The organism is Brevundimonas pondensis, assembly GCF_017487345.1.
GTDB classification, from domain to species: Bacteria; Pseudomonadota; Alphaproteobacteria; order Caulobacterales; family Caulobacteraceae; genus Brevundimonas; species Brevundimonas pondensis.
Genome location: NZ_CP062006.1, coordinates 2,740,878 through 2,754,625, shown reverse-complemented (window position 1 = coordinate 2,754,625; position 13,748 = coordinate 2,740,878). Strand labels below are relative to the sequence as shown.

At 66.5% G+C, this 13,748-nt stretch carries 12 protein-coding genes; 3 read left to right on the top strand and 9 right to left on the bottom strand.

Features of this window, described 5'->3' with window-relative positions; translation table 11 throughout:
* Positions 1–23: 23 nt before the first annotated feature.
* The gene (gene trxB, locus IFE19_RS13765; protein WP_207823185.1) at positions 24–1,031 is read right to left on the bottom strand and encodes a thioredoxin-disulfide reductase; all 1,008 of its coding nucleotides are present in this window, start codon (positions 1,029–1,031) and stop codon (positions 24–26) included.
* A gap of 68 nt (positions 1,032–1,099) precedes the next feature.
* On the opposite strand from trxB, the gene IFE19_RS13760 reads away from it, so the two are divergent.
* Both IFE19_RS13760 and IFE19_RS13755 read left to right on the top strand, forming a co-directional pair.
* Entirely contained in the window at positions 1,100–1,396 is a 297-nt protein-coding gene (locus IFE19_RS13760) for a hypothetical protein (RefSeq protein WP_207823184.1), read from the top strand.
* Between the two features lie 50 nt (positions 1,397–1,446).
* Positions 1,447–2,931 (top strand): TIGR00341 family protein, encoded by a 1,485-nt coding sequence (locus tag IFE19_RS13755; RefSeq protein WP_207823182.1) that lies wholly within the window; start codon positions 1,447–1,449, stop codon positions 2,929–2,931.
* Positions 2,932–2,934: 3 nt separating this feature from the next.
* Here the strand turns inward: IFE19_RS13755 and IFE19_RS13750 are convergent, their stop codons facing one another.
* The 7 genes from IFE19_RS13750 to IFE19_RS13720 all read right to left on the bottom strand — a co-directional run bounded on the left by IFE19_RS13750 (position 2,935) and on the right by IFE19_RS13720 (position 9,583).
* Entirely contained in the window at positions 2,935–3,888 is a 954-nt protein-coding gene (locus tag IFE19_RS13750) for a mitochondrial fission ELM1 family protein (protein WP_225910290.1), read from the bottom strand.
* 68 nt (positions 3,889–3,956) lie between these two features.
* Positions 3,957–4,430, bottom strand: coding sequence for a transcription elongation factor GreA (gene greA, locus IFE19_RS13745; RefSeq protein WP_207823178.1), 474 nt, complete (start codon positions 4,428–4,430; stop codon positions 3,957–3,959).
* Positions 4,431–4,571: 141 nt separating this feature from the next.
* The gene (locus IFE19_RS13740; protein ID WP_207823176.1) at positions 4,572–4,796 is read right to left on the bottom strand and encodes a hypothetical protein; all 225 of its coding nucleotides are present in this window, start codon (positions 4,794–4,796) and stop codon (positions 4,572–4,574) included.
* A gap of 68 nt (positions 4,797–4,864) precedes the next feature.
* Positions 4,865–5,533, bottom strand: coding sequence for a glutathione S-transferase (locus IFE19_RS13735; RefSeq protein ID WP_207823174.1), 669 nt, complete (start codon positions 5,531–5,533; stop codon positions 4,865–4,867).
* A gap of 63 nt (positions 5,534–5,596) precedes the next feature.
* The gene (locus IFE19_RS17790) at positions 5,597–5,821 is read right to left on the bottom strand and encodes a cysteine protease (RefSeq protein WP_225910289.1); all 225 of its coding nucleotides are present in this window, start codon (positions 5,819–5,821) and stop codon (positions 5,597–5,599) included.
* A gap of 176 nt (positions 5,822–5,997) precedes the next feature.
* On the bottom strand, positions 5,998–9,297 hold the full coding sequence (gene carB, locus IFE19_RS13725) for a carbamoyl-phosphate synthase large subunit (protein WP_207823171.1): 3,300 nt from the start codon (positions 9,295–9,297) through the stop codon (positions 5,998–6,000).
* Positions 9,298–9,307: 10 nt separating this feature from the next.
* Positions 9,308–9,583, bottom strand: coding sequence for a hypothetical protein (locus IFE19_RS13720; RefSeq protein WP_178823261.1), 276 nt, complete (start codon positions 9,581–9,583; stop codon positions 9,308–9,310).
* 367 nt (positions 9,584–9,950) lie between these two features.
* Between IFE19_RS13720 and IFE19_RS13715 the strand changes: the two genes are divergently transcribed.
* Positions 9,951–12,956: a TonB-dependent receptor domain-containing protein gene (locus tag IFE19_RS13715; RefSeq protein ID WP_207823170.1), complete on the top strand. Its 3,006-nt coding sequence runs from the start codon at positions 9,951–9,953 to the stop codon at positions 12,954–12,956.
* A 58-nt stretch (positions 12,957–13,014) separates the two neighbouring features.
* Here the strand turns inward: IFE19_RS13715 and IFE19_RS13710 are convergent, their stop codons facing one another.
* Positions 13,015–13,713, bottom strand: coding sequence for an HAD family hydrolase (locus IFE19_RS13710; protein WP_207823167.1), 699 nt, complete (start codon positions 13,711–13,713; stop codon positions 13,015–13,017).
* Positions 13,714–13,748 lie beyond the last annotated feature (35 nt).

The window sequence follows — 13,748 nt, the reverse complement described above, 5'->3', positions numbered from 1 at the left end:
CGGAACAGGGCGGGCGCTAGAGGTCACCAGGCGCCGATCTTCTCGGCTTCCTTGTGGCTGATGGGGTTGTGGGCGGCCTTGTGATCTTCCTCGGCGAGGAAGCGGGCGGCTTCCAGCGCGGCCATGCAGCCCATGCCGGCGGCGGTGACGGCCTGGCGATAGACGTCGTCGGTCACGTCGCCAGCGGCGTAGACGCCCTCGATGGCGGTCGAGGCCGTGCCCGGCTTGACCCGCAGATAGCCGCCAGAGTTGATCTCCAGCTGACCAGCGAAAAGCTCTGACGAGGGGGCGTGACCGATGGCGATGAAGACGCCGTCAGCGGGGATTTCCGACAGGTCGCCGGTCTTGACGTTCTTGAGCCGCACGCCGGTGACGTTGCGGGCCATGCCGTCGACGACGCCCAGGATCTCATCGACTGTCACGTCCCAGATGACCTCGATCTTGGGATGGGCGAACAGACGGTCCTGCAGGATCTTCTCGGCGCGGAACTCGTTCTTGCGGTGGATGACCGTGACCTTCTCGGCGAAGTTGGTCAGGAACAGGGCCTCCTCGACCGCGGTGTTGCCGCCGCCGACGACCACGACCTGCTTGCCGCGATAGAAGAAGCCGTCGCAGGTGGCGCAGGCCGAGACGCCGAAGCCCTGATAGTCGGCCTCGCTCTCCAGGCCCAGCCACTTGGCCTGGGCGCCGGTCGAGATGACCACGGTTTCAGCCAGCAGTTCCGCGCCGCTGTCCAGCGTCAGGCGGAAGGGGCGCTGCGACAGGTCGGCCTTGGTCACGATGTCATGGATGACCTCGGTCCCCACGTGCAGGGCCTGGGCCTGCATCTGCTCCATCAGCCAGGGACCCTGGATAGTTTCGGCGAAGCCCGGATAGTTCTCGACATCCGTGGTGATGGTCAGCTGGCCGCCGGGTTGCAGGCCGGCGATGACCACCGGGTTGAGCGAGGCGCGGGCGGCGTAGATGGCGGCGGTCCAACCGGCGGGACCGGAACCGATGACGGCGAGGCGGACAGTACGAGCTTGGGTCATGGCCCTATTTAGGCGCTGATTCCCCGAAGCGCGATGCTAGGCTGCGGTTCTGCACGGGGGATTTGATCATGAGCAACAAGAGCGCGGCCTTTCTGCCCATCGGCATCGGCGCCGGACTGGCTGTCGGCACGGGTCTGGGGGTCGCCACTGACAACCTGGCCCTGGGCCTGTCGCTGGGCGTGGCCATAGGCTCGGGCCTGGGCGTGGCCCTGATGGGAGCGGCCAATCTGAAGGCGCAGAATGACAAGAAGGCGTCTGACAGCAGCGGATCGACGGACGGCGGCGCAACTGGCGCGAGCGACAGCCCTTGCGTCCCGAATGCGGATTGCGGCGCCTCTGACGGCGGAGGGAGCGGGGGCGATTGACGCGTCCGATCACGCCAGCCCATCCTTGTTGCGAAGCGTGAGGTGATACCATGACCGCCGTCGATCCGGTGCGCACGACCCGAAGCTATCTGCGCCGTCTCATGGCCTATGCCCGACGAGGCGTGGATCGGGGCGAGGTCGAGGCGGCGGTCTATGACAGCGGGGGACTGAGCGGTCGTTATCTGATGATGACGGTCATTTCTGCGGCCATCGCCGTGCTGGGGCTCATGCTGTCGTCGCCGGCCGTGGTCATCGGGGCCATGCTGGTCTCGCCGATGATGGGGCCGATCGTGGCCCTGGGCTTTTCCGTCGCCCTGCTGGACTGGGCCCGGCTGAAACAGTCGCTGACCTGCCTGGCCGTAGGGGTGGCCGTCGCCCTGACGGTGGCGATTCTGCTGACCCTGCTGTCGCCGCTGAAGGAGCCGACCAGCGAGATCCTGGCGCGGACCCGGCCCAACTTCTTCGATCTGCTGATCGCGGTCTTCTCTGGCGTGGCGGGGGCCTATGCGGTGATACGCGAGCGCGGCGAGACCATCATCGGCGTGGCCATAGCCACGGCCCTGATGCCGCCTGTGGCCACGGTGGGCTTCGGCATCGGCACGGGCGACCTGTCGATCTCGATCGGGGCCTTCTATCTGTTCATGACCAACCTGGTGGCCATCGCCCTGTCTGCGACGCTGACGGCGGGCTTCTACGGCTTTCGGCCCCGGTTGATGGAGCGACGCTCGCCGTGGCGGGGGATGGCGGTGCTGGCGGTCTTTGTCCTGTTGTCGATCCCCCTGGTGATCTCGTTGCGCGCCATCGGGCTGGAGAGCCAGGCCACGGCCGAGACGCGAACGGCCGTGGCCGACATCTTCGCCGGCGGCGACTCGCGCATCACCCTTCTGGACGCCCGCAGCGAAGGCAAGGGGGTGGCGGTCTCGGCCCTGGTCAGCACGCGCAAGCTGGTCGCGGATGCTCAGAAACAGCTTCAGGACCGGCTGTCGGGGGCCTTGCATACGCCGGTGACGGCCACCCTTGATCAGATTGTCGTGGCTGATCCGCAGGCGGCGGCCCGTTCGGTTCAGGCCAGCGTCAGCGCGGCGCCCGATCCGACGGCGGCGCTGCGTACGCGCCTGTCCGACGCCGTGCCCTTCGCTACCGATGCGGTGATGACCGACGCTGAAGGGCGCAGGGCCATCGTCCTGTTGCGGCCCGACGCCGGGCTGGATTTGAGCAGCGCCTATGCTCTGGAGGTCGCGCTGCGCGACCGGTTCGAGGGCGTGGACGTCTGGGTCACGCCGCCGGTGCAGGAGCTGAAAACGGTCGACCTGGGCGACGAGGCCGAGCAGGCGCGGGCTGTCTGGGCCTTGGCGCGCTGGCGGGCCAGCCCGGCGGTGCGGTTCTGCCGTCCGACGTCGGGCGTGGAGGAGGGACCCGACGCGGCCCAGACCTTCCGCACCCGATTGGCGGCGGCGGGCGTCTCGATCCGCGAGGAGGCGGGCCCGGCCTGCCAGCGCGGCGACGACAACCTGGCCCGTCTGGACCTGGGCTAGGGATCACCCCCTTGCGGCCATCGCCTCCAGCACCGCTGCGGCCGCCCGCTCGGTCTCGTTGACCGGGGCGTAGGTCCAGTCCTTCAACGTCCCGTCGAAGGGGCGGGCGGCGCCCTGGGCGGCGAGGTCGGCGTGCAGCCGGGCGAACTTGCCGGGGGGCTTCAGGGCGATCATGGGCAGGACGTGGACGGGCTTGCCGGTCGCGGCGGCCTCGGTGGCCATATTGGCGCTGTCCTCGGTGACCAGGACATGATCGGCGGCGTCCAGCATGGCGAAAAGGGGGTTGTCGCCGGTCCCGTCCCAGATCCAGCCGGGCAGGGCCGACAGACGCTCGGTCATGACGGCCTTGGCCGCCTCGGGCGTGCGGCGCGAGAAGGTCAGCAGCAGGGCGCCGCCCGTCGTCTGAACCGCCGCCTCGATCTGGTCGGCCAGAACCGCCGCGTGGGCCTCGGGCAGGTCGAAGGCCTTGGACTTGCCGCCGATCATGACCGTGACGCGGGGATGGGGCAGGGGGGCGATGCGGTCGGCGAAGGCGGGCGCCGCCTCAGCCAGTTTCGAGGGCGTGATGCGATGCGGGCTGCCGATGATCTCGAAGACATTATCCCCCGACAGGCCGTCGTGGGCGGGGGCGACGATCAGGTCGTAGCGGTCGTAGCGCCAGCGCGGGTCCTGGGTCTGGACGACGAAGGTCCTGCCGCCGCTCCAGTCACGCACGCGGGCGGACAGGGGCAGGCTGGCGCGGCCCGTGGCGATCCACAGATCGGGCCATTCGGTCGCGGTGCGCGGATCGAATGATCCCGGCGTCAGCATGGCGGGGGTCTTCAGCCCCGAGGGCCAGCGGTCGAACAGGGCGCGCCAGCGAACGTGCTTGATCTCGATCTCGGCGGGGGTCAGACGCGCGATCGCCTCGGCCAGGCCCAGGGCCTGGTTCTGGATGCCGGTGCGTCCGTCGGACACCACCCAGATGGACAGAGGGCGCGCGGCAGAACCGCGCGCCCCTGTGGCCTGCTCCGTGAGAGGAGAGCTTACTTCCACTCGACCTTGAGGATCTCATAGGCCTTCACGCCGCCGGGCGTGTTGACCTCGACCACGTCGCCGACCTCTTTCGAGATCAGGGCGCGAGCGATCGGCGAGGCGATGGAGATCTTGCCCAGCTTCACGTCGGCTTCGTGTTCGCCGACGATCTGATAGACGCCCTCTTCCTCGGTGTCCTCGTCCACGAAGGTGACGGTGGCGCCGAACTTGACCTGGCTGCCCGACAGCTTGGACACGTCGATGACCTGGGCGCGCGACAGCTTGTCCTCGATCTCGGCGATCGAGCCTTCGATCCAGCCCTGACGTTCCTTGGCGGCGTGATACTCGGCGTTTTCGGACAGGTCGCCGTGTTCGCGGGCCTCCGAGATGGCCGCAATCACGCTCGGCCGTTCGACCTGCTTCAATTGCTTCAGTTGCTCGTCGAGGACGCGATAGCCCTCGGCCGTCATCGGCACTTTTTCCATTGTGTCGTGAGTTTCTTGCTTCGCCCGGAGACTAATGAGAGACGTAAATCAGCACAGACACGATCACGGGGCGCACGCGATCGGGGCCAAGAGGGTAGGGCGCCCTTCGGCCAAACTCAAGAGCATCGTCACAGTTGCGCTTCAGGGCTTCGCGCGCGGCGACCCCGGATCCCGAACAGCAGAGGCATGCTCGCGGTCCTGCCCCAGGGCGCGTCGAAGCGCAGTCCAGGCGATGAAGATCAGCGCCAGCATCGCCAGCAACATGAACAGACCCGAGATCAACCCCAGGCCCGCCGCAATGAAGGCGATGACAATGCAGACGGCGGCGGCCAGGGCGGCGACGACTTGAATGACGGACAGACGCATGGGGTCGTAAACGTTAACGCCCTCGCGGGGTTGCGTGGTCGCGAAGCCGTGATCGCGGAACGTTGACCTTAGGCGTAGGCGTAGTCCCCGCCGCGCTCCAGGGCGCGTTTCCAGGCCGGACGGGCGTGGATCGTCTGCAGGAAGCGGGCGATGTTGGGATAGGCGGCCAGGTCGACGGCGCGGCTGGCGGCGGCCTCCAGCGGGAAGCTCATCATGATGTCGGCGGCGCTGAAATCCGGCCCGGCGAACCAGCCGGTGGCGGCCAGTTCCTTTTCCTGCCAGTCGGCGTGAGTCTTGAGCTGCGGGTCGATGAAGCCGGCCTGCGCCTTGGCGGCGACGCCGTTGACCAGGGGGCGGACCAGCCCCGGCGCGCGTTTCGGCAACTGGCTGAAGACCAGCTTCAGCAGCAGGGGCGGCATGGCCGAGCCCTCGGCGTAGTGCAGCCAGTAGGTGAAGCGCCGCCCATACGCCGTGCCGCGCGCGGGACGCAGCCGACCCTCAAGGTCATAGGCGTCCAGCAGGTATTCGATGATGGCGCCCGTCTCGGCCACGCGCACCTCGCCGTCGTCCAGCGCCGGCGACTTGCCCAGAGGATGCACCGCCTTCAGCTCGGGCGGGGCCAGCATGGTGGCGGGGTTTCGCTCGTAACGTCTGACCTCGTAGGGCAGGCCCAGTTCTTCCAGAAGCCAGAGCACCCGCTGTGAGCGGGAATTGTTCAGGTGATGGACGACGATCATGGGCGCGCTCCGTCTGATGAAGGCCCAGCTTGGGCGCTTGACGTCGCGTCCGTCCAGAGGGGATCAGCGACGAGGACGACCGCTCCAGCGATTGCGGGCGTGATGGCCGGCGTTCGGCTTGGCCTTGGCGCGCGGCGTGGCGTCGGGACGGCCAGCCTGATGCTTCCGCCACAGCTCGAAGGCCAGGGCGGCCAGAGCCAGCTTGCTCGCATGACGCCCGGCGAAGTCGCGCCCGCGCCGCGAGAGCAACAGGCCGCCCAGAAGGGTGGCGAGGCGAGGCAGGCGCATGGGGGAACTCCGTGAAAGCCGAACGACTGGGCCATGAACGGATCAGCCGGCTGAGAGTTCAGCCCCCCACCGGGCGTGACCGGATGGGGCGTTCCAGTATGAGCGGGACCCCAGGGCCATGAAAAAGCCCCCGGCGTCGGCGCGCCGGGGGCTGATCATCAGGGCTGGACCCAGGCTCAGTTGTAGGACTGCACCGGGCGGACATCCAGGTCGCCGTGGCGGATGGCGGCGATGCCTTGCGCCGCGGCCAGCGAGCCGGCGGCGGTGGTGTAGTAGGGGATCTTCATCATCAGGGCCGTGCGGCGGATGGAGAAGCTGTCGGCCAGGGCCTGCTTGCCGTCCGTCGTGTTGAAGACCAGCTGGACCTCGCCGTTCTTCATGGCATCGACGATGTTGGGGCGGCCTTCCAGAACCTTCTTGACCAGACCGACCTCAAGGCCCTGGGCCTTCAGGTAGTCGTGGGTGCCCGAGGTGGCGATCACCGAGAAGCCCTGCTCCAGCAGCGAGCGGACAGCCTCGACGATGAAGGGCTTGTCGGCTTCCTTGACCGAGACGAAGGCGCAGCCCTCGGTCGGCAGGGTGGTGCCGCCGCCGATCTGCGACTTGGCGAAGGCGCGGGCGAAGGCGGGGGCCAGATCGGCCTCGCCTTCACGCTTCCAGTCCAGGCCCATGACCTCGCCGGTCGAACGCATTTCCGGGCCCAGGATGGTGTCGACCCCGGCGAAGCGCGCGAACGGGAAGACGGCTTCCTTGACCGCGATGTGCTCCAGTTCCTTGTCGACAAGACCGAAGGAGGCCAGCTTCTCGCCGGCCATGATCTTGGCGGCGATGGCGGCGATCGGCTGGCCGATGGTCTTGGCCACGAAGGGCGCCGTGCGGCTGGCGCGCGGGTTCACTTCCAGCACGAAGATGCGCGGGTTCTCGCTGTGCGGCTCCTCGATCGCGAACTGCACGTTCATCAGGCCGCGCACCTTCAGGGCCTTGGCCATGGCGGTGGTTTGGCGCTTCAGCTCGGCCACGATCTCGGGACGCAGCGAGAAGGGCGGCATGGAGCAGGCGCTGTCGCCCGAGTGGACGCCGGCTTCCTCGATGTGTTCCAGCACGCCGGCGACGAAGACGTCTTCGTCGTCGCACAGGGCATCGACGTCCACTTCGGTGGCGCGGTTCAGATAGTGGTCGATCAGGACCGGATCGTCGCCCGAGACGCGCATGGCCTCATGGACGTAGCGGTCCAGCTGCTCGCGGTCGTGGACGATCATCATGCCGCGGCCGCCCAGCACATAGGAGGGGCGCAGGACGACGGGATAGCCGACTTCCTCGGCCTTCTGCGCGGCTTCCTCGGCCGAACGAGCCAGACCGTTCGGCGGCTGTTGCAGACCGATGGCCTGCAGCATCTGCTGGAAGCGCTCGCGGTCCTCGGCCAGATCGATGCTGTCGACGCTGGTGCCCAGGATCGGCACGCCGTCCTCTTGCAGGGCGTGGGCCAGCTTCAGCGGGGTCTGGCCGCCGAACTGCACGACCACGCCGATCAGATCGCCCTTGGAGCGTTCGACGTCGATCAGCTCCAGCACGTCCTCGCCCGTCAGAGGCTCGAAGTAGAGGCGGTCGGAGGTGTCGTAGTCGGTCGAGACGGTCTCGGGGTTGCAGTTGACCATGATCGACTCGACGCCGATGTCGGCGAAGGCGAAGGCCGCGTGGCAGCAGCAGTAGTCGAACTCGATGCCCTGGCCGATGCGGTTGGGACCGCCGCCGAGGATGATGGCCTTCTTCCGGTCCGACGGTGCGGCCTCGCACTCGGGGATCTGGCCCAGGGCGCCGGTCTCATAGGTCGAATACATATAGGCCGTGGCCGAGGCGAACTCGGCGGCGCAGGTGTCGATGCGCTTGAAGGTCGGGCGCACCTTCAGGTGACGACGGGCGGCGCGCACATCGGCTTCCGTCTTGCCGGTCAGGGCCGCCAGACGGGCGTCGGAGAAGCCCTTGGCCTTGAGCTTGCGGAAGTCGATCTCGGTCGCGGGCAGGCCCTGGACGCGGACATGACCCTCGGTGCGGATTAGGTCGGCGATCTGACGCAGGAACCAGGGCTCGTAGAAGCAGGCGCCGTGGACCTCCTCGACCGTCAGGCCGTGGCGGAAGGCCTGGGCGATGACGCGGATGCGGTCCGGCGTGGGCTCGCCCAGGGCGCGGATGACGGCGGCGCGGGCGCCCGCGTCGTCGTCGGCGTCGGCGACGCCTTCGATCTCGATCTCGTCAAAGCCGTTCAGGCCGGTTTCCAGACCGCGCAGGGCCTTCTGCATCGATTCCTGGAAGGTGCGGCCGATGGCCATGACCTCGCCGACCGACTTCATGGCCGTGGTCAGGTGCGGTTCCGAACCCGGATACTTTTCAAACGCGAAGCGCGGAATCTTGGTGACGACATAGTCGATCGACGGCTCGAAGCTGGCGGGCGTGACCTGGGTGATGTCGTTCTGCAACTCGTCCAGGGTGTAGCCGACGGCCAGACGGGCGGCGACCTTGGCGATGGGGAAGCCGGTGGCCTTGGACGCCAGGGCCGAGGAACGCGACACGCGCGGGTTCATCTCGATGACGACCATGCGGCCGTCGGCCGGGTTGATCGCCCACTGGACGTTGGAGCCGCCGGTCTCGACGCCGATCTCGCGCAGGACGTTGATCGAGCCCGTGCGCATCAACTGGTATTCTTTGTCGGTCAGCGTCAGCGCCGGAGCGACGGTGATGCTGTCGCCGGTGTGGACGCCCATCGGGTCGATGTTCTCGATCGAGCAGATGATGATGCAGTTGTCCGCCGTGTCGCGGACGACCTCCATTTCGTATTCCTTCCAGCCAAGCACCGACTCTTCGATCAGGACCTCGGTGGTCGGCGACAGGTCGAGGCCGCGCTCCACGATCTCGTGGAACTCCTCGATGTTGTAGGCGATGCCGCCGCCGGTGCCGGCCAGGGTGAAGCTGGGGCGGATGATGGCAGGCAGGCCGACGAAGGCCAGGGCGTCGTCGGCTTCCTCGATGTGGTGGATGGCGCGCGAGCGGGGGCTTTCCAGACCCAGCTTGTCCATGGCGTCGCGGAACTTCTGACGGTCCTCGGCCTTGTCGATGACCTCGGCCTTGGCGCCGATCATCTCGACGCCGTACTTGGCCAGGGCGCCCGAGGCGTTCAGGGCCAGGGCCGTGTTCAGCGCGGTCTGACCGCCCATGGTCGGCAGGAGGGCGTCGGGACGCTCCTTGGCGATGATCTTCTCGACGATGTCCGGGGTGATCGGCTCGATATAGGTGGCGTCGGCCACCTCCGGGTCGGTCATGATGGTGGCGGGGTTCGAGTTGACCAGGATGACCCGGTAGCCCTCGGCCTTCAGCGCCTTGCAGGCCTGAACGCCGGAATAGTCGAACTCACACGCCTGGCCGATGACGATCGGGCCGGCGCCGATGATCAGGATGGACTGGATGTCTGTGCGCTTGGGCATCGGCGTCTACTCAGTTCGTCACGACCGCGCACTCCCAGCCGTCGTAATCGAGCTGGAAGGCCGCGGCCCAGGATTGCATCATGGCCGACACTGGCGAAAACGACGCCTCGTCGACCGCTATGGTCGTCTCCAGAACGGTCATGTCGTCCTGGCCCCGTGTCAGAAACCCTGCGCGGCGGGCCACCTCGTTGAGGTCGCCGTGGTCGCCGTCACCGTAGAAATAGAACAGCGTATGGCGCGGGGTGATCCCGCTGTCGCCCTGCTCGGCCAGAGCAGCGCGCACCATAGCATCCTTTTCATCATGACTGGTCAGCGCCGGGCTCCACGCGCGCGAAGAAACCGGACGCAGGGCGAGCCCCCGCGACCGATCCGTTCAGGTTGTCGGTTAAGCGGCCCGTTTAGAGAGGCGGGGCCGAGGGGGCAAGGTGGAAACTGCACACATGCGCGTGGCGGTTTTCCGCTCCCGAAATTCGGGCTTTGATGGTCTGTGCTCTGATGTGTCCGGACCTAGGCGGATTAGTGTCATTTGTGTCACGGATGCAGTGAAATGGGGCCTGCGTGTGTTGCCAATGGTTACTTGCTGCGTCTGAATGACTCTCTTGTTCGGCTGGCGTGATCTCGATCAGTCGATGGTCCTGATTAAAGGAGATCCCGTGTCCAATATTCGTTCTCGGCTTCTGGCCGGAAGCTTGCTGTCCCTGGTCGGAGTTGTGGCTGCATCGGCCGCCGTCGCCCAGACTGCTCCGCAACCTCAGTCACAAGATGACGCCACCAGCGTCTCGGACGTTGTCGTCACAGGCACCCGTCTGAGAATCCCCGACTATCGCGGCGCCAACCCGGTTGCGTCGGTTTCGGGCGAAGCCCTGGTGAACGCGGGCGTGACCAACGTCACGGACTTCCTGACGGACATGCCGGCGCTGACGGGCTCCACCACGCTGCAGGACAATTCGAACGCGGGCGATCGTGGTTCGGTGGGCATCAACCTGCTGAACCTGCGTAACCTCGGCACCCAGCGGACGCTGGTGCTGGTCAACGGTCGCCGTCATGTCTCGGCCCAGGCCGGCAGCGCCTCGGTCGACATCAACACCATCCCTGTGGCCCTGATCCAGCGCGTGGACGTCATGACGGGCGGCGCCTCGGCCGTTTACGGCGCTGACGGCGTGTCGGGCGTGGTCAACTTCGTGCTGCGCGACGACTTCGAGGGCCTGGACGTTCGCGCCCAGTCGGGCTGGTCGGACGCCGGCGGCGGCGACAACAACTACATCAGCGTGACGGCCGGCAAGAACCTGCTGGACGGACGCGCCAACTTCACCCTGTCGGGCGAGTTCTCCAAGACCGGACGTCTGGCGCGCGATGACCGCGACTACGCCAGCCTGAGCGGCCGCGAGAGCATCGTCGTCAACCCTGACTACACCGGGGCTCCCGGCGAGTACCGTCGCATCTTCGCCCGGGACGCCCGCTACATTGATACCTCGCCGGGTGGTTCGGTCTACACCAACCTGGACTTCGCCGACACGCTGTCGGGCGTGGACTTCAACGGCGACGGCACGCCTTTCCAGGACGGCCTCTACACCAGCGGCTTCGTCATGATCGGCGGGGACGGCAGCCAGTTGGCGGCCTTCCAGACCGACCTGATCCCCGAGCTGCAGCGTGCGAGCCTCAACTCGACGTTCAACCTCGAGATCGCGCCGAACCACACCTTCTTCGGTGAGCTCAAGTACGCCAACACCCAGACCCAGTTCCAGTCGCAACCGACGTTCGACTATGGTCTGTTCATTCCCATCGACAACCCGTTCATGCCGGCCAGCATTCGCGACGCCGCCACGGCGCCGGGCGGGATCGCCCTGGCGCTCGACGGCGTGGTGATGGCGCGAGACAACTTCGATCTCGGCTACATCATGCGCGATGTCGAGCGCGAGACCTATCGCGGCGTCGTCGGCTTCCGCGGGGACATCACGCCCCACCTGTCCTATGAGGCTTCGCTGAACTACGGCCGGACGGTCGAGCACAACACCGAGCTGAACAACCGGGTCGCCGAGCGCTGGTTCGCCGCCATTGACGCCGTGCGCGATCCCGTCAGCAACAAGATCGTCTGCCGTTCGGACCTGGACCCGTCGGCGATCCCGATCGGCAACTATCCGGGCTTCGGCAGCAATCCCTTCGACGCCAACTCCTGGGGCGCGACCTTCAAGCCTGGCCCGAATTCGGGCTGCGTTCCGGCCAATGTTTTCGGCAACGGCAAGATCTCGCAGGAAGCCCTCGACTGGATTCTGGTCGATTCGGAATCGCGCAGCCGCGTCGAGCAGTTCGTGTTCAGCGCCTTCATCTCGGGCGATTCCGAGCCGTGGTTCAGCCTGCCGGGCGGTCCGGTCTCGTTCAGCCTGGGTACGGAATACCGCAAGGAGAAGGCGCTCAGCATTCCTTCGAACGAAGAGCTGCTGGGCACCCAGTACGGCTATGACGTGACCTGGCTGGGTCAGGGCGTGCCCCTGTCGGGTGAGTTCGACGTGACCGAGGTCTTCGCCGAAATCGGCCTGCCCCTGCTGCGCGACCTGCCCTTCGCCAAGGCCCTGACGCTCGAGGGCGCCTATCGCTTCTCGGACTATTCGACGGCCGGTAAGACCGATTCCTACAAGGGCGGCCTGCGTTGGGAGATCAATGACAGCATCGCCCTGCGCGGGTCGGCGGCCCGTTCGGTGCGCGCACCGAACATTTCGGAGCTGTTCCTGCCCCGGTCGCAGACCTTCTCGACCCTGGCTGACCCTTGCGATGACGACAACTATCAGGCGGGCATCAACCCGGCTGTCCGCGAGGCCAACTGCCGGGCGGCGCTGGGCCTGGGGGCCAACGACCCCTACACCTTCAACAACACGACCTCGTCTTCGGTTGAAGGCGTCATCTCCGGCAACGAGAACCTGGAGCCGGAAACCGCCGACACCTTCACGGCCGGTATCGTGCTGACGCCGAGCTTCCTGCGCGGCTTCTCGCTGGCGATCGACTATTACGACATCAAGCTGGAGAACGCGGTTCAGTTCTTCACGGCTCAGAACATCGTCAACAAGTGCTACGACCTGCCGCAGCCGAACCAGTTCTGTGACAAGCTGACGCGTGACGCCGGCAACAACTTCATCGACTCGTTCGAGCAGTCCGGCGTCAACGTGGCTCAGTACACGACGTCCGGCTGGGACCTGTCGGTTCGCTATGTGCTGGATCCGGCCAACTTCGGCATCGAACGCGACATTGGTCGTTTCGGTTTCTCGCTGACGGCCAACAAGCTTGAGGACCTGACCTTCACCGAGGACACCTCTGATCCGCTGAGCTCGGACCAGACGGTCGGCCAAGCCTTTGTCCCGGAATGGTCGGGCAATCTGGACCTGACGTGGGAATGGAAGAAGCTGTTCGTCAACTACGGCTTCAACTACTGGAGCGAGACGCGTCGCTATGAAGGCCGTCCTGCAGACTTCATTGATCCCGAGTATGTGGATTACAGCGCTCGCAAGACGCACGACATCCAGGTTCGCTACAACTATGATGATCGGGTTTCGGTCTATGGCGGCGTGAACAACGTCGGAGATCAGGGGCCGGACCGTGGCGTTCTTGACTATCCGGTCAATCCGCTGGGTCGCTTCTTCTACCTTGGCGTCAACTACAAGATGTAAGACGAGACCCTCGTCTTGCCTGCAGAAAGGGGCGGTCCGTCGGACCGCCCCTTTTTTCTTACCGGTCTATGGCGGCGATCCAGTCCGGCAATTCGCCGATCCGACTCAGCGAGACGTAGCGGGGGTGGCCCTCGGGGGCGTCGGCCAGTTCGTGGGCCCAGGTGATGTGATAGGGGATGTGGCAGGCGAAGGCCCCGGCCTCCAGCGCGGGCAGGACGTCGGACTTCATCGAGTTGCCGGCCATGACGGCCTCGGCGGCGCCGGTGCCGTGGCGGGCGAAGACGCGGTCATAGGTCGAGCGGTCCTTCTCGGACACGATCTCGACGGCGGCGAACAGCTCGCCCAGGCCCGAGGCCGCCAGCTTGCGCTCCTGATCCATCAGGTCGCCCTTGGTGATCAGGACCAGGCGGTACTTCTCGGACAACTCGGCCAGGACCTCATCGACGCCGGGCAGGGTCTCGACCGGGTGGGCCAGCATCTCGCGGCCCGCAGCCAGGATCTCGCGGATGATGTGGGGCGGGGGGGCGCCGTCGCACAGCTCCATGGCCGTCTCCAGCATGGACAGGGTGAAGCCCTTCACGCCGTAGCCGTAGAGCCGAAGGTTGCGCCGCTCGACCTCGGCTAACCGCCCCATCATCACCGGCTCGTCGGCGTGGTCGGCCAGCAGGTCCACGAACCGCTTCTGGCTCAGGCGGAAGATGGTCTCATTGTGCCAGAGGGTGTCGTCGGCATCGAGGCCGACCGTGGTGATGGTCATGGGGGGCTCCGCAGGTGTCGGCGGCTCTCTAGCCC

Excerpts from the sequence above, each read along its gene's own strand:
- IFE19_RS17790 (WP_225910289.1), bottom strand. The coding sequence starts at position 5,821 with ATGCGCCTGCCTCGCCTCGCCACCCTTCTGGGCGGCCTGTTGCTCTCG.
- IFE19_RS13720 (WP_178823261.1), bottom strand. The coding sequence starts at position 9,583 with ATGGTGCGCGCTGCTCTGGCCGAGCAGGGCGACAGCGGGATCACCCCG.
- IFE19_RS13755 (WP_207823182.1), top strand. The coding sequence starts at position 1,447 with ATGACCGCCGTCGATCCGGTGCGCACGACCCGAAGCTATCTGCGCCGT.
- greA (WP_207823178.1), bottom strand. The coding sequence starts at position 4,430 with ATGGAAAAAGTGCCGATGACGGCCGAGGGCTATCGCGTCCTCGACGAG.
- IFE19_RS13735 (WP_207823174.1), bottom strand. The coding sequence starts at position 5,533 with ATGATCGTCGTCCATCACCTGAACAATTCCCGCTCACAGCGGGTGCTC.
- trxB (WP_207823185.1), bottom strand. The coding sequence starts at position 1,031 with ATGACCCAAGCTCGTACTGTCCGCCTCGCCGTCATCGGTTCCGGTCCC.
- IFE19_RS13710 (WP_207823167.1), bottom strand. The coding sequence starts at position 13,713 with ATGACCATCACCACGGTCGGCCTCGATGCCGACGACACCCTCTGGCAC.
- carB (WP_207823171.1), bottom strand. The coding sequence starts at position 9,297 with ATGCCCAAGCGCACAGACATCCAGTCCATCCTGATCATCGGCGCCGGC.
- IFE19_RS13760 (WP_207823184.1), top strand. The coding sequence starts at position 1,100 with ATGAGCAACAAGAGCGCGGCCTTTCTGCCCATCGGCATCGGCGCCGGA.
- IFE19_RS13740 (WP_207823176.1), bottom strand. The coding sequence starts at position 4,796 with ATGCGTCTGTCCGTCATTCAAGTCGTCGCCGCCCTGGCCGCCGCCGTC.